This is a genomic window from Candidatus Njordibacter sp. Uisw_039 (assembly GCF_047730075.1).
Lineage (GTDB): Bacteria > Pseudomonadota > Gammaproteobacteria > Pseudomonadales > Balneatricaceae > Njordibacter.
On record NZ_CP159831.1, the window covers coordinates 795,149 to 815,018 of the forward strand.

Annotated in this window: 25 protein-coding genes and 1 pseudogene; 18 read left to right on the top strand and 8 right to left on the bottom strand. The window is 46.6% G+C overall.

Annotated elements, in window-relative coordinates; translation table 11 throughout:
* Positions 1–26: 26 nt before the first annotated feature.
* Positions 27–971: a calcium/sodium antiporter gene (locus ABXT70_RS03815; protein ID WP_443641854.1), complete on the bottom strand. Its 945-nt coding sequence runs from the start codon at positions 969–971 to the stop codon at positions 27–29.
* A 179-nt stretch (positions 972–1,150) separates the two neighbouring features.
* Between ABXT70_RS03815 and ABXT70_RS03820 the strand changes: the two genes are divergently transcribed.
* The 8 genes from ABXT70_RS03820 (at position 1,151) to hisD (ending at position 7,477) form a co-directional block, all read left to right on the top strand.
* On the top strand, positions 1,151–1,957 hold the full coding sequence (locus ABXT70_RS03820; RefSeq protein WP_443641855.1) for an ABC transporter ATP-binding protein: 807 nt from the start codon (positions 1,151–1,153) through the stop codon (positions 1,955–1,957).
* Positions 1,954–2,736, top strand: a complete 783-nt coding sequence (mlaE, locus tag ABXT70_RS03825) for a lipid asymmetry maintenance ABC transporter permease subunit MlaE (protein ID WP_443641856.1) — start codon at positions 1,954–1,956, stop codon at positions 2,734–2,736. Before ABXT70_RS03820 ends, mlaE begins: the two co-directional genes overlap by 4 nt.
* Positions 2,733–3,194 carry an outer membrane lipid asymmetry maintenance protein MlaD gene (mlaD, locus tag ABXT70_RS03830; protein ID WP_443641857.1) on the top strand — a complete coding sequence of 154 codons (462 nt, stop codon included), beginning with the start codon at positions 2,733–2,735 and terminating at the stop codon, positions 3,192–3,194. Before mlaE ends, mlaD begins: the two co-directional genes overlap by 4 nt.
* A 12-nt stretch (positions 3,195–3,206) precedes the next feature.
* Positions 3,207–3,857 carry an MlaC/ttg2D family ABC transporter substrate-binding protein gene (locus ABXT70_RS03835; protein ID WP_443641858.1) on the top strand — a complete coding sequence of 217 codons (651 nt, stop codon included), beginning with the start codon at positions 3,207–3,209 and terminating at the stop codon, positions 3,855–3,857.
* Between the two features lie 102 nt (positions 3,858–3,959).
* Positions 3,960–4,202, top strand: a complete 243-nt coding sequence (locus ABXT70_RS03840) for a BolA family protein (protein ID WP_443641859.1) — start codon at positions 3,960–3,962, stop codon at positions 4,200–4,202.
* Between the two features lie 48 nt (positions 4,203–4,250).
* A complete protein-coding gene (gene murA / locus ABXT70_RS03845; RefSeq protein ID WP_443641860.1) occupies positions 4,251–5,507 on the top strand; it encodes a UDP-N-acetylglucosamine 1-carboxyvinyltransferase in 1,257 nt (418 codons plus the stop codon).
* Positions 5,508–5,523: 16 nt separating this feature from the next.
* A complete protein-coding gene (gene hisG / locus ABXT70_RS03850) occupies positions 5,524–6,168 on the top strand; it encodes an ATP phosphoribosyltransferase (RefSeq protein ID WP_443641861.1) in 645 nt (214 codons plus the stop codon).
* A 1-nt stretch (position 6,169) separates the two neighbouring features.
* Positions 6,170–7,477 (top strand): histidinol dehydrogenase, encoded by a 1,308-nt coding sequence (gene hisD / locus ABXT70_RS03855; protein WP_443641862.1) that lies wholly within the window; start codon positions 6,170–6,172, stop codon positions 7,475–7,477.
* Positions 7,478–7,504: 27 nt separating this feature from the next.
* On the opposite strand, the gene cmoB is transcribed toward hisD, so the two are convergent.
* Genes cmoB through ABXT70_RS03870 form a run of 3 tightly spaced genes read right to left on the bottom strand, consistent with a single transcriptional unit; the run spans position 7,505 to position 10,422 of the window.
* Complete coding sequence (gene cmoB, locus ABXT70_RS03860) at positions 7,505–8,476, bottom strand: tRNA 5-methoxyuridine(34)/uridine 5-oxyacetic acid(34) synthase CmoB (RefSeq protein ID WP_443641863.1); 972 nt, start codon at positions 8,474–8,476, stop codon at positions 7,505–7,507.
* Between the two features lie 43 nt (positions 8,477–8,519).
* The gene (gene cmoA, locus ABXT70_RS03865; RefSeq protein ID WP_443641864.1) at positions 8,520–9,263 is read right to left on the bottom strand and encodes a carboxy-S-adenosyl-L-methionine synthase CmoA; all 744 of its coding nucleotides are present in this window, start codon (positions 9,261–9,263) and stop codon (positions 8,520–8,522) included.
* Positions 9,264–9,273: 10 nt separating this feature from the next.
* A complete protein-coding gene (locus tag ABXT70_RS03870; RefSeq protein ID WP_443641865.1) occupies positions 9,274–10,422 on the bottom strand; it encodes a S1C family serine protease in 1,149 nt (382 codons plus the stop codon).
* A 112-nt stretch (positions 10,423–10,534) separates the two neighbouring features.
* Here ABXT70_RS03870 and ABXT70_RS03875 point away from each other — a divergent pair, with 112 nt between their 5' ends.
* Positions 10,535–11,296: a Nif3-like dinuclear metal center hexameric protein gene (locus ABXT70_RS03875; protein ID WP_443641866.1), complete on the top strand. Its 762-nt coding sequence runs from the start codon at positions 10,535–10,537 to the stop codon at positions 11,294–11,296.
* On the opposite strand, the gene ABXT70_RS03880 is transcribed toward ABXT70_RS03875, so the two are convergent.
* Positions 11,283–11,810: a YhcB family protein gene (locus ABXT70_RS03880; RefSeq protein ID WP_443641867.1), complete on the bottom strand. Its 528-nt coding sequence runs from the start codon at positions 11,808–11,810 to the stop codon at positions 11,283–11,285. The two genes, ABXT70_RS03875 and ABXT70_RS03880, sit on opposite strands and share 14 nt — an antisense overlap.
* Before the next feature lie 123 nt (positions 11,811–11,933).
* On the opposite strand from ABXT70_RS03880, the gene zapE reads away from it, so the two are divergent.
* From zapE to ABXT70_RS03925, 9 genes and pseudogenes are all read left to right on the top strand, one after another.
* Positions 11,934–13,076: a cell division protein ZapE gene (zapE, locus tag ABXT70_RS03885; protein ID WP_443641868.1), complete on the top strand. Its 1,143-nt coding sequence runs from the start codon at positions 11,934–11,936 to the stop codon at positions 13,074–13,076.
* A gap of 272 nt (positions 13,077–13,348) precedes the next feature.
* Positions 13,349–13,777: a 50S ribosomal protein L13 gene (gene rplM, locus ABXT70_RS03890; RefSeq protein ID WP_046486228.1), complete on the top strand. Its 429-nt coding sequence runs from the start codon at positions 13,349–13,351 to the stop codon at positions 13,775–13,777.
* 10 nt (positions 13,778–13,787) lie between these two features.
* A complete protein-coding gene (gene rpsI, locus ABXT70_RS03895) occupies positions 13,788–14,180 on the top strand; it encodes a 30S ribosomal protein S9 (RefSeq protein WP_443641869.1) in 393 nt (130 codons plus the stop codon).
* 205 nt (positions 14,181–14,385) lie between these two features.
* Positions 14,386–14,736 (top strand): annotated as a pseudogene (gene petA / locus ABXT70_RS03900) (ubiquinol-cytochrome c reductase iron-sulfur subunit); the annotation flags it as partial.
* A 59-nt stretch (positions 14,737–14,795) separates the two neighbouring features.
* Positions 14,796–14,981, top strand: coding sequence for a Rieske 2Fe-2S domain-containing protein (locus tag ABXT70_RS03905; RefSeq protein WP_443641870.1), 186 nt, complete (start codon positions 14,796–14,798; stop codon positions 14,979–14,981).
* Positions 14,981–16,243 (top strand): cytochrome b, encoded by a 1,263-nt coding sequence (locus ABXT70_RS03910; RefSeq protein ID WP_443641871.1) that lies wholly within the window; start codon positions 14,981–14,983, stop codon positions 16,241–16,243. Before ABXT70_RS03905 ends, ABXT70_RS03910 begins: the two co-directional genes overlap by 1 nt.
* Before the next feature lie 2 nt (positions 16,244–16,245).
* A complete protein-coding gene (locus ABXT70_RS03915) occupies positions 16,246–17,031 on the top strand; it encodes a cytochrome c1 (RefSeq protein WP_443641872.1) in 786 nt (261 codons plus the stop codon).
* Positions 17,032–17,167: 136 nt separating this feature from the next.
* On the top strand, positions 17,168–17,797 hold the full coding sequence (locus tag ABXT70_RS03920; RefSeq protein ID WP_443641873.1) for a glutathione S-transferase N-terminal domain-containing protein: 630 nt from the start codon (positions 17,168–17,170) through the stop codon (positions 17,795–17,797).
* A gap of 17 nt (positions 17,798–17,814) precedes the next feature.
* Positions 17,815–18,249: a ClpXP protease specificity-enhancing factor gene (locus ABXT70_RS03925; RefSeq protein WP_443642474.1), complete on the top strand. Its 435-nt coding sequence runs from the start codon at positions 17,815–17,817 to the stop codon at positions 18,247–18,249.
* 66 nt (positions 18,250–18,315) lie between these two features.
* Here the strand turns inward: ABXT70_RS03925 and ABXT70_RS03930 are convergent, their stop codons facing one another.
* From ABXT70_RS03930 to ABXT70_RS03940, 3 genes are read right to left on the bottom strand one after another with little or no spacing between them, the layout of a single operon-like run.
* Positions 18,316–18,885 carry a BON domain-containing protein gene (locus ABXT70_RS03930; protein ID WP_443641874.1) on the bottom strand — a complete coding sequence of 190 codons (570 nt, stop codon included), beginning with the start codon at positions 18,883–18,885 and terminating at the stop codon, positions 18,316–18,318.
* Positions 18,886–19,479 carry an SIS domain-containing protein gene (locus ABXT70_RS03935; protein WP_443641875.1) on the bottom strand — a complete coding sequence of 198 codons (594 nt, stop codon included), beginning with the start codon at positions 19,477–19,479 and terminating at the stop codon, positions 18,886–18,888.
* 15 nt (positions 19,480–19,494) lie between these two features.
* Complete coding sequence (locus ABXT70_RS03940; protein ID WP_443641876.1) at positions 19,495–19,869, bottom strand: YraN family protein; 375 nt, start codon at positions 19,867–19,869, stop codon at positions 19,495–19,497.
* Position 19,870 lies beyond the last annotated feature (1 nt).

Here is a 19,870-nt window from a genome sequence, read left to right on the forward strand (position 1 = left end):
CACATCTCCTAAGGCATGTTAGTGAATTATGTAGCGTTAGTATAAAGTAAAAGCATATACATAACATAGATCAACAGTAGTACGCTGCCCATGGGCCGGGTAATGGTGCCGCCACGGCGAGCCTTAAACCCAAGAGCAAGAATGAATAGGGTTAATAAAAGCATTAATCCATAGTCACGCCACAAAACGTCGGCTTCTATTACCACTGGGCTGATAAGAGCGGGAATAGCCATAACCCCCAGCAAGTTAAAGATATTTGAGCCAATAATATTACCTAGGGCCATGCCATGTTGACCTTTGCGGGCACTCATAATGGAGGCTGCAAGCTCTGGTAGACTTGTACCAATGGCGATGATGGTGAGACCAATGATCATCTCACTCACACCTAAGGCTGTGGCAATGTATATGGCACCACCCACTAGAATCCTTGAACCCAATGCTAATATAGCCAAGCCTACCAATAGCCAAAAAATACCTGCTTTCAAGCTCATTTCGGCTAAGGGTCCTACTTGGTCTTCTGGATGCTCCTGCTGATAACGTTTAAACAAATATAAACACACGACCAAACCAAATAATAGTAAGGCACTATCTACTGCATCAAGGTAGTAATCTAGCAATATAATGCCTGCACCAACGGTGGCGATGGTTAATATTGGCAATTCAATGCGCACCAAGTTGCCTCTTATAGGTAGCGGAGACACAAGGGCCGTGGCTCCCAGTACTAAGGCGATGTTGGCGATGTTGGAGCCGATGGCATTGCCAATAGCTAGACCCGGTGCATGATCTAGTGCAGCCATGGTGGACACCAGCATTTCTGGGGCCGAGGTGCCAAAGGCCACTATAGTAAGACCAATAAGCATAGGCGACATGCCCAAGTGGCCTGCGGTGGCACAAGCGCCGTCAATAAAACGGTCGGCACTCCAAATAAGTAAGCCTAAACCAACTAGAATGGCGGCAATTGCAATAATCATATAAAAGTCTAAGTAAGAGTGGTGATAAACGGTTAATGGAAGCACTAAGTAAAGCTAGGCCAAACGGCGAGGGGCAATGAAACCAAGAGTCGACGCAATTTGCAAGTCTCTTTGCAGTTAAGCGCGTCAATGCTAAACTTGGGCTTAGATAACTTTAGCGCCTAACCGGAACCTCATATATGGCCACAAACGGCATTATTAACATACGCAATGTTAGCTTTTATCGTGGTGACAGGGTGATATTCGAAAACCTTAACTGTGCCATAGCTGCCGGAAAAATCACTGCTATTATGGGCCCTAGCGGCACTGGTAAAACCACCCTCTTGCGCTTGATTGGTGGCCAGTTGCAACCACATAAGGGGCAGGTGCTGCTGTTTGATCAGGATATTGCTCGGCTTAATCGTAAACAGCTCAACCATCTACGTGCGCGTATGGGGGTATTGTTTCAAAGTGGGGCCTTGTTTACGGATTTGTCAGTGTTTGAAAACGTCGCCTTCCCGTTACGAGAGCACATGAATTTGTCGGCAGATGAATTGTATAATAGGGTCTTGCTAAAACTAGAAGCAGTGGGTTTGCGCGGTGCCAGGGACTTAATGCCGTCACAACTTTCTGGTGGTATGGCGAGACGAGTTGCCCTAGCTCGAGCGGTGGCAATGGAGCCAGAAATCATTCTTTACGACGAGCCGTTTGCAGGACAGGATCCTATTGCTATGGCGGTGCTACAAAGGTTAATCAAAGGCCTCAATTCTCAAATGCAGCTGACTAGCGTGTTGGTATCACATGACATTGCAGAAGCTTGTGCCATTGCCGACCAAGTGATTTTGTTAGGTGAAGGCCGGGTGTTAGCGCAGGATAGTCCTGCTGCTTTGCAGGCTAGTGCCGATCCTGCAGTAAAACAATTTATCCACGGCGAAGCAGACGGTGTGATTCCATTCCATTTTCCGGCACTGCCCTTGCAAGAAGAGCTGCGGGGCCAATCAAAATGATCAACCTTATTGCTGACTTAGGCGCTGGTCTATTGACTAGGTTGGTGCAAATAGGCCAAGCCTTACTGATGTTGTTACAGGCCATTTTTGTGCAACCTAAGGCGTCCAGTTTACCTCGGCTAATGCAGCAGCTCTTTGTGGTGGGGGTTCAGTCGCTTATTATTATGCTGGTGTCGGCATTGTTTATTGGCATGGTTTTGGGTTTGCAGGGCTATACCTTATTGTCCGCCTATGGCTCCGAACAAGCGGTGGGCCAGATGGTAGCTCTAACCTTAGTGAGGGAGCTTTCTCCCGTTGTTGCTGCCTTGTTGTTTGCTGGCCGAGCCGGTTCTGCTTTAACTGCAGAGATTGGTTTGATGAAGGCCACAGAACAATTGGCGAGTTTAGAAATGTTTGGCATAGACCCGCTTCACCGTATTGTTGCGCCCCGTTTTTGGGCAGGCATGATTTCCCTACCACTGCTGGTGGCCATCTTTAGCTTGGTAGGCATATATGGTGGGCACTTAGTGGCTGTGGATTGGCTTGGTGTCTACAGTGGTTCTTATTGGGGCAACATGCAGCAGGCCGTAGATTTTAATGAAGATGTGCTCAATGGCATGGTTAAAGCTTTGGTGTTCGCTTTTTTGATTAGCTGGATCGCGTTGTATCAGGGGTATTCATGTGTCCCAACGTCACAAGGTATAAGTGCGGCTACAACCCGCACCGTAGTTTATAGTTCCTTGGCTATTTTAGGGTTTGATTTTATTTTAACAGCGCTAATGTTTGGAGGCGCAGTATGAACAAGAGATGGTTGGAGCTGAGTGTAGGCCTAATGATGGTGGCTGGATTAGCTGCTTTAGTGGCTTTGGCCTTGCAGGTAAGTGGTGGCAATATGTCTCGCAACGCCGAACATTATGCCATTAGTGCTTTGTTTGAGAACGCTGCAGGCCTTGGCCCTAAAGCTAAAGTAACCATGGCAGGGGTTACTGTGGGAGAGGTGGTTGCCGTTGGCATAGACCCACATACGTTAATGGCTGAAGTGCACATGAAGATTAATAGCCAAGTGAATTATATATCCATCGATTCTAGCGCCAGTATTCTTACGGCTGGTTTATTGGGTGAAAAATATATTGGCCTTACGGTAGGAGCAGAAGACGATGTGTTAGTGGCTGGAGATGTGATTGAAGACACCCAGTCGGCATTGGTATTAGAAGAGCTTATTAGCCAATTTTTGCTCAACGTTGGTGACAACAAATAAGGAACCATGAAGATGCTGAATTTTAATGCCCACAGTAAAAAAATAGTTTTGACTGCGTTGCTGCTTTTCTGTGCTCTGACGGTAAAAGCAGATGAATGGAAAGAGGCTAGTCAGGTGGTTGAGCAAAGTACTCAAGCCATGATCGACTTGCTTAAGCAGGGGGGCATAGAAGCATCTGATGACAGTGATGTTGCCAGTGAAACTGTGCCTTTAAGTGAGTCAGAATTGCTGCTAGGTATGGAACTGGTTTTGGGTCCTGTAATAGATTTCGACAGTCTTGCCAAGGGCGTTATGGCTAAATTTTATCGCCGGGCATCGGCACAACAAGTCAAGGATTTTAGTCTCGCCTTTAAGCGCTCATTGCTGAATACATATTCGCGGGCCGTGGTGGCTTTGAAAATTAATAACTTTGAAATTCAATCTAACGCCAATAATAACAGTAAGCCTGGGCGACAAAAAGTTTGGGTCAAGGTCTATGCCAACGGCGCAGCTTATGACATCAACTACGCCATGAAAAAACGGCAACAAGGCTGGAAGGTCACTAACGTTAGCCTTAATGGCATTAACTTAGGCTTAGCCTTTAGGCAACAGTTCTCTACTGCCATGGCGCAAAATAAAGGCAATATGGATGACGTCATCGCATTTTGGAATGATCCGTCTTGAGCCCGTTGAATGACTAGTTGGTGGTAGCGATAAGGGTGAGTATTTTGCTATAATTACGCCGCTATTTATTACTCCTCAATTCATTAGCCCATGGAGAATATCGTGGACGCAGAACAAGTTAAACAAATTATTGAGCAACAACTCGTTGGCACGCAAGTGATCCCTAGTGGCGAAGGTTGTAGCTTTCAGGTCACGGTGATTGGCGACTTGTTTGCAGGTTTATCTCCGGTTAAAAAACAACAGCTGGTTTATGGTTGCCTGACGGATCAAATCGCAGACGGTTCCATTCACGCTTTAGGCATTAAAGCCTATACGACAGACCAATGGCAGAGCTTAAGCACTTAATTAAGTACAATCATAACCAAGACATACAACCATTCGGCGAACAATATTATGGATAAATTAAGCATTACCGGTGGCAAACGCCTAGACGGAGAAATTCGTATAGCAGGTGCAAAGAATGCGGCACTGCCTATCTTGGCGGCAACCTTACTAGCCCAAGAGCCTGTCACTATTCGTAATTTGCCTCACTTACATGATGTCACCACTATGATTGAATTATTGGGTCGTATGGGTGTGTCTTTGCTGGTAGGAGATAAGCTAAGTTTAGAAATAGACGCAAAGACCTTAGACCATTGCATTGCGCCTTATGATTTGGTTAAAACCATGCGTGCCTCTATTCTTGTGCTGGGCCCCTTGGTCGCGCGTTTTGGGGAAGCAGAAGTATCTTTGCCAGGTGGCTGTGCCATTGGTAGCCGTCCTGTGGACCTACACATTCGCGGTTTAGAAGCCATGGGTGCCACCATTACTGTGGAAGATGGTTATATTCGTGCCAAGGCAGATCGTCTTAAAGGTGCACATATCTTTTTTGACACTGTCACCGTAACGGGTACCGAAAATATTCTTATGGCGGCAACCTTGGCTGATGGTGAAACAGTACTAGAAAACGCTGCACGGGAGCCTGAAGTGGTTGATTTGGCAGAATGCTTGATCGCGATGGGTGCTAAAATCACTGGCCATGGCACTGGAACCATTCACATACAAGGCGTAGAAAAGCTTCATGGTTGTCACTATGATGTGTTGCCAGACCGCATAGAGACGGGTACCTATTTGGTGGCAGCTGCGGTTACTGGAGGTCGTATTAAAGTAAAAGATACTCGCCCAGATATTATGGAAGCAGTGCTTGCTAAGCTGGAAGAGGCTGGAGCAGAAATCGTAACGGGTGAAGATTGGATTAGTTTAGATATGCATGGACAACGGCCTAAAGCGGTGAATTTAAAAACTGCACCTTACCCGGCATTTCCTACAGACATGCAAGCTCAGTTCTCAGCCCTGAATGCCATAGCACTAGGTAGTGGCCGTATTACTGAAACTATTTTTGAAAACCGTTTTATGCACATTGATGAAATGGCTCGTATGGGGGCTCAAGTGGCAGTGGAGGGTAATACCGTAATCCAGCAAGGTGTTGAGCGGCTGAAGGCGGCACCAGTGATGGCAACAGACCTTAGAGCGTCCGCGAGCTTAGTGATTGCGGCTTTAGTGGCCGATGGTGAAACGGTGATTGACCGTATTTATCATATCGATCGTGGCTATGACTGTATTGAAGAAAAAATGGGCGCTCTAGGTGCTATCATCAAGCGCGTTGTTTAACTGAGAAAATACCACCATGCCCAATAGCCTAACTATCGCATTATCTAAAGGCCGTATTTTAAAAGAAACCTTGCCCCTTTTTGCAAGTGCCGGCATAGAGCCTTTGGAAGATGTATATACCAGTCGTAAGTTGGTGTTTGAAACCACCCAGCCTGGGGTGAGGTTTTTAGTGATTCGTGCGACAGATGTTCCCACCTATGTGTCATACGGTGCTGCAGATATGGGTGTGGCGGGTAAAGATGTTTTGCTAGAGCATGGTGGCGGTGGCTTATATGAGCCTTTAGATCTACAGATCTCTAAGTGTCGGTTGATGACTTGCGCCCCTGTTGGTGCTGCACCAGCGGGTAGACGTTTACGAGTGGCTTCTAAATTCGTCAATATCACCAAGGCCTATTTTGCTGAGCAAGGACAGCAAGTGGATATTATCAAACTATATGGGGCTATGGAATTGGCCCCTATTCTAGGCTTGGCTGATCAAATTGTGGATATTGTTGATACAGGCAATACCCTTAGGGCCAACGGCCTAGAACCGTTGGCAGAGATTGCAACAATAAGTAGTCGGTTAGTGGTTGGTCAAGCCTCTATGAAGCTTAAGCACGGCCGCATAGGTCCGCTTATTGAACAGTTGTCTGCGGCGGTCAACGCCATCCAAGGGCGTTAACATGCAGTGGCTCAAAGTTAATCGACTAGATACTCAACAGGCTAATTTTGAGGCTAAGCTTAACCATTTGCTTGGTTGGGAAAGTGTTTCTGATCAGCGGGTACAGAAAACTGTTGCGGATATTATTGAACGAGTAAGAGTGCAGGGTGATACGGCCTTATTACAACTGACTAACCAGCTGGATCGCACACCGTTTAAAACTGCGGTGGAACTTGAGATACCTCAACAAAAACTTGAGCAAGCACTGGCTGATATTACTGACGGGGAACGGGAGGCCCTGCAAACAGCTGCTGATCGTATTCGCTCCTACCACCAGCACCAAAAACAAGATTCGTGGAGTTATGTTGAAGCTGATGGCACCTTACTTGGCCAGCAAATCACTGCAATGGATCGTGTAGGTATTTATGTGCCGGGTGGCAAGGCGAGTTACCCCTCATCGGTACTCATGAATGCCATTCCTGCCAAGGTGGCTGGGGTGAAAGAAATTATCATGACCGTACCGTTACCCAACGGCAAGGTTAACCCCCTAGTGCTGGCGGCGGCGGCTATTGCAGGTGTAGATCGTGTATTTGCCATTGGCGGTGCACAGGCTATTGCGGCCCTTGCTCACGGTACTTCTATGGTGCCAAAAGTAGATAAAATAGTGGGCCCGGGTAATATCTATGTTGCCACGGCAAAACGTGCGGTGTTTGGTACTTGTGGTATCGACATGATTGCTGGGCCGTCAGAAATTTTAGTCATTTGTGACGGTCAAACTAATCCAGACTGGGTAGCGATGGATTTGTTTTCCCAAGCGGAGCACGATGAGCAAGCCCAATCCATTTTGTTGTGCCCAGATAAAGATTACTTGGATCAGGTTGAGGCAAGCTTCAAAGCCCTGCTACCTACGCTGGAACGTAGCAGTATTATCAAAGCTTCAATTGAAGACCGTGGTGCCCTTATTCATGTGACAGATATGCAAGAAGCCATTGATATTGCCAACCGTATTGCCCCTGAACACTTAGAGCTATCTGTGGCTGATCCTGAAGCCATGTTACCCAAAATACGCCATGCTGGTGCCATCTTTATGGGTCGTCATACAGCAGAAGCCTTAGGCGATTACTGTGCTGGGCCAAACCACGTACTGCCAACCTCTGGTACGGCGCGCTTCTCGTCACCCCTAGGTGTGTACGACTTCCAAAAGCGCTCGTCTTTGATTATGTTTTCACAACAAGGTGCCAGCGAAATGGGTAAAGTGGCATCGGTGTTGGCCCGAGGTGAAAGCCTAACAGCTCACGCGCGTTCTGCCGAATACCGTATCCTTGACTAAAGCCTTTGGCTTAGCGCCACTTAAGCTCTAGGGTTTGGTGGCCACTAAGGTAGCCCGCAAAGGTGCAGGGTGACCTTCTGCTGAAAAGTTGTGGTCGTTGGGGTCCAGAAAATCTGCTAAAGAGTGAAAGGTCATCCATTCTGTGGCTCTCTGTTCTTCTGTAGTGGTTTGATTAATGTCCACCGTGCGCACATCCCGTAAGCCCAGCTTACGCAACATGTTCTCCAAAGCTTTTGTGCTGGGTAGAAACCAAACGTTAGCCATTTTTGCATAACGTTCTGGTGGTACTAATATGGTGTCAATGTCACCTGGCACTACTAAGGTCTCCAATACCAATTCGCCGCCTGGGCGCAGGTAAGACATGAGTTCTTGAATGTGATCGATGGGCGAGCGTCGGTGGTACAAAACACCTAAACAAAATACCGTATCAAAACTACCAAAGGCAGGTAAGTGCTCGCTGCGCAGGGGTAATAAATGGGCGCCGTTGGCGGGTAGTAATCGTTGCACTGAGTGGAACTGGTAAAGAAAAATTCGTGTAGGATCAATGCCTAACGCGAGGCTAGCTCCAGCCCCTAACATGCGGTACAAGAAGTAACCGTTGCCTGTGCCTATATCTAGTACCCGTCTGCCTTCTAGGGAACTAATGTGGGGTGCAATACGCTGCCACTTCCAGTCTGAATGCCACTCTGTTTCTATCCCTACACCCAGCAAGCTCCAAGGACCTTTGCGCCAAGGCATGAAGGCTTTGAGTTGCTGTGTATAGGCCGAATGATTCAACTCGAGAGTATTGGGTTTTGAAATACAGATGCTGTTATCTTTAAAATTATAGTTGGCATTGTCTAGTTGCGGCATGGCATTAAGAGCAGCGTCCCATTCACCAGAACGACCGTGACTTTTCTGCTCATAGTGCTGTTGCAAAGCTTGCCTTAACTCTGGGTGAAACTGCTCTAGATCCGTGTTTCTGGTGTGCTCAAAAAAAGCCTCTAAATTTATGCCCATGGCTGTCTCGCAATTAAAATAGGGTGAAATAAGCTGACGAGAGTTATTTAAATGCCAGCAAGGCGCAAAAGTTAAAACATTGCATACAGGTTTCAACGCGACTAAAGCCAGCATCAAGCAAACGTTGGCGATGTTGTTCTAGAGTGTTTGGCACCAAGACATTTTCTAAGGCTGCGCGTTTTTGTGCAATTTCAAGGTCGCTGTAACCTTGGTAGCGTTTAAAGTCATGGTATAGATTAACTTGTAATTCTTGCTGTTGTGGGTCGTCAAAACACACTTTTTCAGCCAAAAGCAGTACCCCACCTCGGCGCATGCCAGCAGCAATATTTTTTAGAATACTAGGTCTTTCAATATCGGCAATAAATTGTAGGGTGAAATTGAGAATGACCATGGATGCATTTTCTATGGCAGTGTCTTGCAGGTTTTGTTGACGAATCTCATAACTAGCTTGGCTGTGGTCGCGGGCCATGTTGTGTTGGCACCGGCTCACCATGGCAGCAGAGTTGTCTACGCCAATAATGTGAGCGTGGGCAGGTAGATTTTGGCGCAAGCGCAAGGTCATGGTGCCAAGGGAACAGCCCAAGTCATAACATTGGCTATGGGGCTGGCCATACCGAGCAGCAAGCAGACCGACCACATCAAGCAAAAAGTTATAACCTGGTACCGAGCGCTGAATCATATTTTCGAATACGTCAGCTACTTGGGCGTTAAATTCAAACGGAGCTGGTGCCTCAAGGGGTTGAGAGAAAATTGTGTCGTGTACTGGTGGTTTGGTATTGTCAGTCATAATAAGCCGCTTACTTAGCAGTTGGGCGAGTGCCAAGAGTGGCTGTGACAGTGTGTTTGTTGTCGCTGCGACGATAAGTGATGCTTAGCTCGCTTCCTGGGCTTAGATGGGTGACATAATTTAACGATTCATTCCAATCTTCAATTAGCCTGCCATCAAAATGAGTGATCAAATCCCCAGCCTTGAGCCCAACAATGTGGGCTGGACTGTTGGCGTAAACACCAGATAAAATGATGCCGGTATCTTGCCCTGAGGCAAAGGCATCCTGACTGTATTGGCGTTTAAAGACGTTGAAATCGATGCCCAGCCAGCCCCGCACTACCTGGCCTTGGGATACGAGGCTGTGCAACACTTCAGAAGCAATATTAATAGGTATAGCGAGGCCTATGCCTTGGCTTCGAGAACTGGTAGATGAGCTGTAAAAGTGAGCTGTGTTGATGCCCACTAGCTCTCCTTGAGTATTGATTAGTGCTCCACCTGAGTTGCCAGCGTTAATGGCGGCATCAGTTTGAATGAAACTTTCAAAGGTGTTTAGGCCTAAACGATTGCGCTCTTTGCCGCTGATGATGCCCATAGAAACCGATTGACCTAACCCGTGGGGGTTGCCAATGGCAAAGACTAGGTCGCCTACACTCGAGTCTAGGTTAGTGGGGACTTTGGCTGGGGTTAAGTTATCCAGTTCTATTTTGATGACGGCCAAGTCGGTAGCTGGGTCGGTGCCCACCAGCGTGGCTGGCGCAGAGCGGCCATCAGCCAAGCCTACCTGAATCCGTGCAGCGTTCTCAATGACGTGATTGTTGGTGAGGATGTGGCCTTCTGAACTGGCAATAACACCAGACCCTAGATGGATTTCATTGGCACCGACGTCAATTAACTGCCCTTCTAATAAACGGGCGTAGTGAGGGTCTTGTAATAGTGCGATACTGGCGGATGGTGTTGAGGTCTGGCTATATATACGCACCACTGAACCCATGGTGTCTTCAAGTAGGTCGGCATAGCTTTGTGGTGCATTAAGCTTGATGCTAGAAACACTCTCGGACCACAGAGGAATGCCTATTTTTTGTGATAGCCATTGTGGTGCAGCAAAAATGAGCGTGATCGCCAATACTATGCCGGCAAGGGCAAAGCGCAATAAATACTTGATAAATGAACGGGTCATGTCATTAAAGAGTCGTTGATGGCATAAAAAGGTTGGCAGATGTGTCTGTACTGCTTGGGTATAGTGTAAACTTTGGTGCAGTTAAAGGCAAAAAAACACTTGAGATATGTGGATGACTATTGAGCGTCAAGAATTAATGAGTTATTTGGATGGGTTGTTACAACCTGATCAATTTAACGACTATGCACCTAACGGTCTGCAGGTTGAAGGGGTGGAAAAAATACAACGAGTGGTGACTGGAGTGACTGCCAGTCAAGCCCTGATAGACCAAGCTATAGCACGTGGAGCAGATGTTTTATTGGTGCATCATGGGTATTTTTGGCGCAACGAAGGTAGCCCCTTAGTCGGTATCAAAAAGCATCGTATTAAGTCCTTGATGGTTCATGATATCAACTTAATGGCTTATCACTTGCCCCTAGACTGTCATCCTGAGTTAGGTAACAACGCCCAGTTGGGTAAGTTGATGGGTTGGGTGCCAGATGCACATATGCAGTCTAGCGGCGTTACGGGGCTTGGGTTATATGCTACGCTGCCAGCAGGCTGCACCGGCATTGAGGTGCAGCGACACCTTTCTCGCGTGTTGGGGCGCGAAGCACTGCACATTGATATCCCATCCAAGCCTATTAAACGTATTGGTTGGTGCACGGGAGGTGCGCAAGGCATGATCGAGCAGGCGGTAGCCTTAGGGCTAGATGCTTATGTGTCTGGTGAAATATCAGAGGCGACGGTGCATGTTGCGCGTGAAAACGGTGTGCATTATTTTGCTGCGGGGCATCATGCTACGGAGCGTTATGGGGCTATGGCCCTTGCTGCTCATTTACAGCAAGAGCTAGGTCTGGATTGTGAGTTTGTAGACGTGCCTAACCCCGCATAGTGGGGATTACGTCGTCTAGGTCGGATGTGGGCGTTACGGGAATGTCGTAAGCTGGCGGGGCAGGAGGTTCTTGCTTAGATTTAAGGCCGTAGCGCTCGTCTAAGGTGCCGTGTTCTTTGGTAGCGCTGCTCGGTGCGTAATCCATTGGAGGGCGGATGGTAGCCGCAGGCTCCGTTTGGTATTCTATAGTGCTTTCTGCTGGACCAGCGATTGTCTCTAAGCTACTAACTGTATCTGGGTCATCACATAAACTCTGAGCGCCTTTTGCTAATTGTTCGTGCACGTTACGGTAGCTGTCGGTTAGTTGATTAACGGCAGCGGCAGTATCAGCAAAGTGCAGGTTAACCTGCTCTTTGTATTCGGCCATTTCAGTGTGGGCAGTTTGTAGTTGGTTGCTGAGCTCGTTCTGTCGTTTGAGGTCGCTATTGTTATTGCGGCCCAATAAAAAACCCATACCTAAACCAAGTAGTAGTAGTACCAACCAAAAAAACCAATCGTTGCTGAGCAAATCCACCAGCAGCTCCTTTCAATAAAGTGTCTCAGAAGCTAGTATTGTAATGGAATTAGTTCATTAGTACATCTCAGATATTACCCAACTCATTCATTTATTGACCATATCTACTATTTTGACTCATATATGCCTTCACCTATAGAGCAGTATCATAACGACCAGCAACAATCGGGATTTTCTGCAGACATTTCCCAAGCCAATGCTATAGAGCATTTGCAGCGACTTTACGTGGACCTATGTACACCTGAGAGAGGGCAATCTCGGCCTATTCAGTGGCCGCAGCGGCTAACTGCGTGGGTGGGTGGAAAACCTAAAAAAGAAATGGCAGCTAAAGGTTTGTATTTTTGGGGTGGGGTGGGGCGTGGTAAAACTTATCTTATGGATGTTTTTTACCAATGCCTACCGTTTGAAAGCAAGCAGCGCACCCACTTCCACCGTTTTATGCGCCATGTTCATAGCCGTTTAGCGGTTCATAAAGGGGTAAAGAATCCTTTATTAGTGGTGGCGCAGGAATTGGCAGATGAGTCTAGGGTTATCTGTTTTGATGAATTTTTTGTTACCGACATTGCCGATGCCATGATTTTGGCTCAGTTGTTACAAAGCTTGTTTGACTTGGGAGTGGTGCTGGTGGCTACTTCTAATATAGAGCCCCAGGGTTTGTACGAGAATGGTTTACAAAGGCAGCGTTTTTTACCCGCTATTGCTTTGTTAGAGCAGCATACTGACATAGTGAATGTCGATGGCGGTGTCGATTATCGTTTACGTACATTGTCCCAGGCTGAGTTATATCACTGGCCTCTAGACGAAGCGGCGGACGTAAGTTTGGCCTCAAGCTTTGCTGCGCTGATACCTATGGCTGCAGAACCAAAACTGGTAGTCAGTTGCAACAAGGGCGGTGTTGTTAATGTTAATGGGCGTGACTTCACCTATATTATGCAGAGTGATGACATTATTTGGCTCACCTTCGACCAGTTATGCGTTCAGCCTCGTTCGCAGAATGATTATCTAGAGTTGGCCTGTGAGTTTCATGGCTTAATTATTAGCAATGTACCTTGTTTGAGGGTGGGAATGGATGACCAAGCTCGGCGTTTTGTGAACCTAGTGGATGTTTGTTACGACGCCAATCTAAAGGTGATTATTTCTGCTGAAGTGCCCTTGTTGGAATTATACTCTGGTGGGCAGTTGGACTTTGTATTTCGGCGCACGTTAAGTCGATTACAGGAAATGCAATCTCATGAATACTTGGCTCGGGGTCATGTTGCTGGCTAGGTGGCGGTAAGGATGCAAAAAGACTTAAAAACTTTTGCTTTAAGGCTTAACAAAGGGCCTATTTGTCCTGTATAATTCCGCCTCGCAGTTTCTGTGTTGGCTTTAGGTGTTTACATTTAAAGTTGTTAGGGGCATAGGCTGCTAGGCACGTTATTGGCAGTACTTGTGTTTTTCTATGCATTCTTTCTATGCACTTTGCTATACAAGGCAGCGCAATAACTCAATAATTATAGGTAGGTCTAATAAACTGGGCCATTAAATAGGTTATTCACATGAAAACCGTAAGTACTAAACCAGCTGACGTTACCCGTGACTGGTACGTTGTTGACGCTGAAGGTAAAACTTTGGGTCGTATGGCAACTGAAATTGCTCGTCGCCTGCGTGGCAAGCATAAGCCAGAGTACACTCCTCACGTAGATACTGGCGATTACATCATCGTTGTTAACGCTGAGAAAGTTCGTGTAACTGGCAACAAAGCAAAAGACAAAATGTACTACCGTCACACTGGTTACCCAGGTGGCCTACGTTCTATGTCTTTCGAAAAGATGGTTGATCACGCTCCTGAGCGCACCGTTGAATTCGCTGTTAAAGGTATGTTGCCAAAAGGTCCTTTGGGCCGTGCTATGTACACCAAGCTTAAAGTGTATGCCGGTACTGAGCATCCACATCAAGCGCAACAACCACAAGCATTGACCCTGTAAGGAGACGATCATGGCAGTTACTCAATATTATGGTACTGGTCGTCGTAAGACCTCTACCGCTCGTGTGTTCATGACTCCTGGCACTGGTGCCATCACTGTAAACAGCCGTGCGTTGGATGTTTACTTTGGTCGTGAAACGGCTCGTATGATTGTTCGTCAGCCACTAGAGTTGACAGAAACAGTTGAAAAATTTGACCTTAACATTACCGTAGAAGGTGGTGGTGGATTTGGTCAAGCTGGTGCGATTCGCCACGGCATTACCCGTGCATTGATGAACTTTGACGAAACTTTGCGTCCTAGTTTGCGTGCTGCTGGTTTTGTTACCCGTGACGCCCGTGAAGTTGAACGTAAGAAGGTTGGTCTACGCAAAGCGCGTAAGCGTCCTCAGTTCTCTAAGCGTTAAGCTTAATGCATCGCTTCGATGCATACTAAAAAGAACCCAGTTATGTTGCTGGGTTTTTTTATGACATCTTTTAAAGCAAGCGCTTTCGTAGGGTCGTTTTAAGGCATTAACCTTGCCTATTTAGCACCTTTTAACCTTGTCTATTTACCCCCTTTCCTTTAGTATTGCGGTCAGTAATTTTACAGCCTAGCTGGAGACCAATTAAATGAGTAATGAAGGCGTGAATAACCCTCGACGTCGCGTACTAGTCGGCGCATCCCTAGTTGTGGGTGCCGTTGGTACTGTAACTGCGCTAGTCCCTTTTGTAGCCTCCTGGAACCCAAGTGCAAAAGCCCGAGCAGCAGGCGCACCGGTCAAGGCGGATATTAGTAAGTTAGAGCCAGGTGGGCAAGTGATTGTTGCATGGCGCGGAAAACCAGTATGGATTGTTCGCCGCAGTGCAGAAGCGATGGCAAACTTGGCAACGTTAAATGATAGCTTAGCCGACCCTACTTCTGCTGATTCCAAGCAGCCAGCTTATGTCCCGGGCACTGCAGCACGCTCTTTACGTGACGAAGTAGTGGTGTTGATTGGTCTCTGTACTCATTTAGGGTGCTCCCCAACTTACCGACCGAAGTGGTTCCAACCGATTTCGATGCCAATTGGAAAGGTGGTTTTTATTGCCCTTGCCATGGATCTACCTTTGATCTATCTGGCCGAGTATACAAAGGTAAGCCTGCCCCTACAAATTTAGAAATTCCGCCACATTTTTATGAGAGTGACACTGTTATTATTATTGGCGAAGACGGAGTAAATGCATAATGGCTGTTGGTAATCCTAACCGCGCTAAGGCGGAAAGTGGTATTGTTCGTTGGATTGATGATCGTTTCCCTCTTACCCAAATGTGGCAAGACCACATGTCTAAGTATTATGCCTCTAAAAAGCTTAATTTTTGGTATGTGTTTGGTGTGCTTTCTTTACTTGTTTTAGTTAACCAAATACTTACAGGCGTTTGGCTAACCATGTCTTATGTGCCTACTGCTGAAGGAGCATTTGCCTCTGTAGAATATATAATGCGTGATGTGGAGATGGGGTGGATTATTCGCTATATGCACTCCTCTGGCGCATCGGCCTTCTTTATCGTGGTTTATTTACACATGTTCAGGGGCTTGATGTACGGTTCTTACCAAAAGCCACGTGAACTCATTTGGCTGTTTGGCATGGCCATCTACCTTGCGTTAATGGCTGAAGGGTTCTTTGGCTATCTTCTGCCGTGGGGCCAAATGTCCTATTGGGGTGCCCAGGTTATTTTATCTCTAGCCGGTGCAATCCCAATTGTAGGTGAAGACCTTGTGCAGTGGATCCGTGGTGATTACTTAATTTCAGGCATCACCTTAAACCGTTTCTTCTCCTTACACGTGATTGCCTTGCCAATTGTTATTATGGCGCTGGTAGTGTTGCACATTTTGGCGCTACATGACGTGGGTTCTAATAACCCAGACGGTATCGAAATTGACCAAAACAAAGATGAGAATGGCGTGCCTGTTGATGGCGTGGCTTTCTGGCCCTACCATGTCGTTAAAGACTTAGTGGCGGTAGGTGTGTTCTTAACTGTCTTCTGTCTAGTGATCTTCTTCTTCCCAGAAGGAGGTGGTTATTTTATTGAGAAGCCTAACTACGAACCGGCCAACTCACTGAAGACGCCTGAACATATTGCACCGGTATGGTACTTCACGCCGTACTATTCTATGTTGCGAGCTATTACCTTTCCTCTATTTGGTTTGGATGCTAAGTTCTTAGGTGTGATTACTATGGGTGGTGCTATTGCCATCTTGTTTGTGATGCCTTGGTTGGATCGTAGTCCGGTGAAATCTATGCGTTACAAGGGTTGGTTGAGCCGAGTTTGGCTAGCTATTTTTGTAGTAAGCTTTATTATTTTGGGCTACCTAGGCACTTTGGCTACTACTGAAGGCCGGACCCAAGTTGCCCAACTGTGCACCGCTTTGTATTTCCTTTACTTCATACTCATGCCGTTTTACACGCGTATGGAAGCGACAAAACCTGTTCCAGCAAGGGTGGTATGATCATGAAAAAGTTATTCTTGTTGAGTTTAATGTTGATGATGCCGGTGTTTGCTCAAGCTAGTGGTGGTCCAAGTATACAGTTGGACTCTATCCAAGCGGACGTAACTGATAAGGCGTCTTTGCAGCGGGGTATGCAGACCTACGTCAACTATTGCCTGGGTTGTCATACAGCGCAGTACCAGCGCTACATCCGTGCTGCAGAAGACTTGCACATTCCAGAAGAATTAGTGACTGAGCATTTGATTTTTAGTGACCAAAAAATTGGTGAGCAGATGACCAGTGCTATGGACCCTAAGCTTGCTGCTCAGTGGTTTGGAGCCCCACCTCCAGATCTAACCAATGAGGTTAATTTGCGTGGCGCTGATTGGGTTTATACTTATTTGCGTAGTTTCTATGCAGATGATAGTCGTCCATATGGGGTGAATAATGTGGTTTACCCTGCTGTGGGTATGCCTAACGTTTTGGCAGAGTTACAAGGTGTGCAGTCTAAAACCTGTGGTGAAGTTGCTAAATTTGATGACCATGGTGCGGCAGTGATAGATAGCCTCACGGGTGAACCAATAACTGAGCAAAGTTGTGAAGTATTCTCTGTGGCAGAAGGGACTGGCAATATGACACCGGCTCAGTTTGACGCCACCATTTACGACTTAACTAACTTTATGGCCTATATGTCTAAGCCTTACAAAAGTGATAGCCAGCGTATTGGCTTGTGGGCTATTTTGTTCTGCTTAATGATGACCGTATTGTTCTATTTCTTGAAGAAGGAATTCTGGCGCGACGTCCATTAACGCTCAACTTTGAGGTATAATGCCTTAATAAAGTACATTTAAGCGCGACCGCTGTTGTTCATCGATGATGAACGCATCTGGTCGCGTATTCGTTTCCGGCGCTTAGCGCTATCGTTTATTATTGAGGTATATCTCCATGGGTGTAGTCGCCAAACGCTCTTCCATGACGTTTTTTTCTGATGGCTCAAACCATTACAGCCACCGTGTGCGTATTGTTTTAGCAGAAAAGGGTGTCACCGTTGACATTATTGATGTTGATGCTGAGCATAAGCCAGAAGATCTGGCAGATCTTAACCCTTATAACAGTTTGCCGACCTTGGTAGACCGTGACCTTGTGCTTTACGAAGCCAATGTGATGATGGAGTACTTGGATGAGCGTTTCCCACATCCACCGTTGCTTCCTGTATATCCTGTTGCTCGTGCTGAAAGCCGTTTGTACATGTACCGTATCGAACGTGATTGGTGCCGTCTTGCTGACGTAATTATGACGTCTGATGACGAAGCAGAAATTGTAGAGGCACAAAAAGAATTACGTGAAAGTTTAATCTCTACGGCGCCTATTTTTACCGAAAAAGATTTCTTCATGAGTGAGGAGTTTACTTTAGTTGATTGTTGTATAGCGCCTATTTTGTGGCGTTTACCGCAGTTGGGCATAGACCTTCCAGAGCAACAAGCTGCGCCCATGCTTGAATATATGGAGCGTATCTTCGCTCGCGAAGGGTTCCAAGAAAGCTTGTCTGAGCTTGAGCATGAAATTCGGCTTTAACCGAGGCTGCTAAGATGATGACTCCAAGTCGGTCTTATTTGTTGCGCGCGCTCCATGAGTGGATTTTGGATAACGATTCCACACCACATATGGTAGTTGATGCAACTATCAACGACGTCATGGTGCCTGAGCGCTTTATTAGCGATGGTCAGATCGTCCTTAACATCTCACCTAGTGCTGTTGAGGGTTTAAACTTGGGTGATGACGCGGTAGAGTTTAATGCTCGTTTTGGCGGCGTGCCTATGCACGTCTACGTGCCGATATTGGCCGTGATGGCAGTTTATGCCAAAGAAAGTGGTGAAGGTATGGGTTTTGGTTTCGAACCAGGCATACCTGATCCAGATGGCCCGCTAAACTCTCCAATAACCGTTGCCGGCAAACCTAAAGGGCCTGCAACTGTGTCATCTATCGCAAGTCGCACTAAGCGACCTAACCTTAAAGTTGTTAAGTAATTATACAAGACAATAAAAAAGGGCCTACTGGCCCTTTTTTATTGTCTTGTATAAACCCTGTTAAGGCTAGTCGATGTACTCAAATACTTTAACGATACGCTGTATACCGCTAGCGTTAGAAGCAACTTTCACGGCCCACTCAGCCTCTGCATGGGTCAGAAGCCCCATGAGGTAGACTACGCCATTCTCTGTTATCACTTTAATACGGCCAGCAGGGAAAGCCGTTTCACCCACCATGCGTGCCTTTACTTTGGTGGTGATGAGTGTGTCATTAGTTCTAACAATATATGACGCAGGGCCACTAACTAATAGTTCGTTGTGTACCATTCGAGTATTGCTTACACCACGGGCTTTTGCCCCTGCAATGATCTTTGTGTCTTCGCTTGGAACTTGGCCGATTAACAAAACAATACCGTTAAAACTAACAGCGCTGAGGTTGGCAGTTTCGAATAAAGGGGATGCGCGTAAAATAGCGTCTACCGTAGAGGTCTCTATAAGCTGATCGTTGTACAATGTGCCTAAAGTGCGCGTGCCTTTATTATCAGTGATCGGTTTATTGCTAAGCACCGGTGTGCAAGCGCTGACAAAAGCGATACAGCTGGCTAAAGTGATGAGTTGAATGCCACGTTTCAGCATTTATTCATTGCTCCCAAATAATTGAAAATCGATTAAATCACAAAGGCAGTGAATAGTAACCAACTGCAGTTGTAATATGTTGACGTTGTTGTCACTAGGAATACGAATGGCAACATCACCTGGATCTAGTATTGTGGCCATATCACCGCCGCTTTGACCAGTAATAGAAATGACTTGCATGTCGCGATTGTGGGCAGCTTGTATGGCTTGAATTAAATTACCACAATTACCTTGCTCCGACATAACAATTACAATGTCACCTTGTTGCCCCAGCGCAGTGATTTGTTTGGCAAACACATCTTGAAAACTTGAATCGCGAATAATGGCGTTCATGGTTGTGCTATCGGCGGCCAAATTGAAAGCCGGTAGGCTTGGGCGTTCTTGTTTAAAGCGGCTTAGTAATGCAGCGCTAAAGTGGTGGCCATTGGCTGCGTTAGCGCCATTACCACAAATGAGAATTTTGCCTTCTTGAATAAAACATTGGTGCAGCATTTGAGCGGCAATAGCGATATCTTGCGGTAGATGTTCAGCACTGTATGCGGCGCAGCCCATATGCTCATGGAACTGATTAATAACCCTTTCTTGCAGTTCCATTAGTGAGTTCTAGCCTCAGCCTGAAGTGATGAATGCATTATCAAGCCATTGTATCCGAACTTGACTATGGGGGCCATCAGAACCACTAATTGCGATGAGATCAAAGCGGCAGTCCAGGTTACTTAAGGATGGGTAGCGTTGTAAAAATACCTTAGCACTATGAATAAGGTGGCGCTGTTTGGCAGGGCTAAGACTTGCGATCGCGCCGCCCATAGTGTGGCGTTTACGGTACTTCACTTCTACAAATGCAAGCACATTGCTTTTGCGAGCAATAATGTCAAGTTCACCACCTTTACAAAAAAAGTTACGCTCAACTAATTGCCAACCCTGTTGATGTAAGTGTTGCCAGGCGATCTCCTCGGCCCAAGCGCCCACTTGAGTGGTATTCATA

Coding starts and splice junctions, on each gene's coding strand:
- ABXT70_RS03815 (WP_443641854.1), bottom strand. CDS start 971: ATGATTATTGCAATTGCCGCCATTCTAGTTGGTTTAGGCTTACTTATT.
- ABXT70_RS03820 (WP_443641855.1), top strand. CDS start 1,151: ATGGCCACAAACGGCATTATTAACATACGCAATGTTAGCTTTTATCGT.
- mlaE (WP_443641856.1), top strand. CDS start 1,954: ATGATCAACCTTATTGCTGACTTAGGCGCTGGTCTATTGACTAGGTTG.
- mlaD (WP_443641857.1), top strand. CDS start 2,733: ATGAACAAGAGATGGTTGGAGCTGAGTGTAGGCCTAATGATGGTGGCT.
- ABXT70_RS03835 (WP_443641858.1), top strand. CDS start 3,207: ATGCTGAATTTTAATGCCCACAGTAAAAAAATAGTTTTGACTGCGTTG.
- murA (WP_443641860.1), top strand. CDS start 4,251: ATGGATAAATTAAGCATTACCGGTGGCAAACGCCTAGACGGAGAAATT.
- hisG (WP_443641861.1), top strand. CDS start 5,524: ATGCCCAATAGCCTAACTATCGCATTATCTAAAGGCCGTATTTTAAAA.
- hisD (WP_443641862.1), top strand. CDS start 6,170: ATGCAGTGGCTCAAAGTTAATCGACTAGATACTCAACAGGCTAATTTT.
- cmoB (WP_443641863.1), bottom strand. CDS start 8,476: ATGGGCATAAATTTAGAGGCTTTTTTTGAGCACACCAGAAACACGGAT.
- cmoA (WP_443641864.1), bottom strand. CDS start 9,263: ATGACTGACAATACCAAACCACCAGTACACGACACAATTTTCTCTCAA.
- ABXT70_RS03870 (WP_443641865.1), bottom strand. CDS start 10,422: ATGACCCGTTCATTTATCAAGTATTTATTGCGCTTTGCCCTTGCCGGC.
- ABXT70_RS03875 (WP_443641866.1), top strand. CDS start 10,535: ATGACTATTGAGCGTCAAGAATTAATGAGTTATTTGGATGGGTTGTTA.
- zapE (WP_443641868.1), top strand. CDS start 11,934: ATGCCTTCACCTATAGAGCAGTATCATAACGACCAGCAACAATCGGGA.
- rplM (WP_046486228.1), top strand. CDS start 13,349: ATGAAAACCGTAAGTACTAAACCAGCTGACGTTACCCGTGACTGGTAC.
- rpsI (WP_443641869.1), top strand. CDS start 13,788: ATGGCAGTTACTCAATATTATGGTACTGGTCGTCGTAAGACCTCTACC.
- ABXT70_RS03910 (WP_443641871.1), top strand. CDS start 14,981: ATGGCTGTTGGTAATCCTAACCGCGCTAAGGCGGAAAGTGGTATTGTT.
- ABXT70_RS03915 (WP_443641872.1), top strand. CDS start 16,246: ATGAAAAAGTTATTCTTGTTGAGTTTAATGTTGATGATGCCGGTGTTT.
- ABXT70_RS03920 (WP_443641873.1), top strand. CDS start 17,168: ATGGGTGTAGTCGCCAAACGCTCTTCCATGACGTTTTTTTCTGATGGC.
- ABXT70_RS03925 (WP_443642474.1), top strand. CDS start 17,815: ATGACTCCAAGTCGGTCTTATTTGTTGCGCGCGCTCCATGAGTGGATT.
- ABXT70_RS03930 (WP_443641874.1), bottom strand. CDS start 18,885: ATGCTGAAACGTGGCATTCAACTCATCACTTTAGCCAGCTGTATCGCT.
- ABXT70_RS03935 (WP_443641875.1), bottom strand. CDS start 19,479: ATGGAACTGCAAGAAAGGGTTATTAATCAGTTCCATGAGCATATGGGC.
- ABXT70_RS03940 (WP_443641876.1), bottom strand. CDS start 19,869: ATGAATACCACTCAAGTGGGCGCTTGGGCCGAGGAGATCGCCTGGCAA.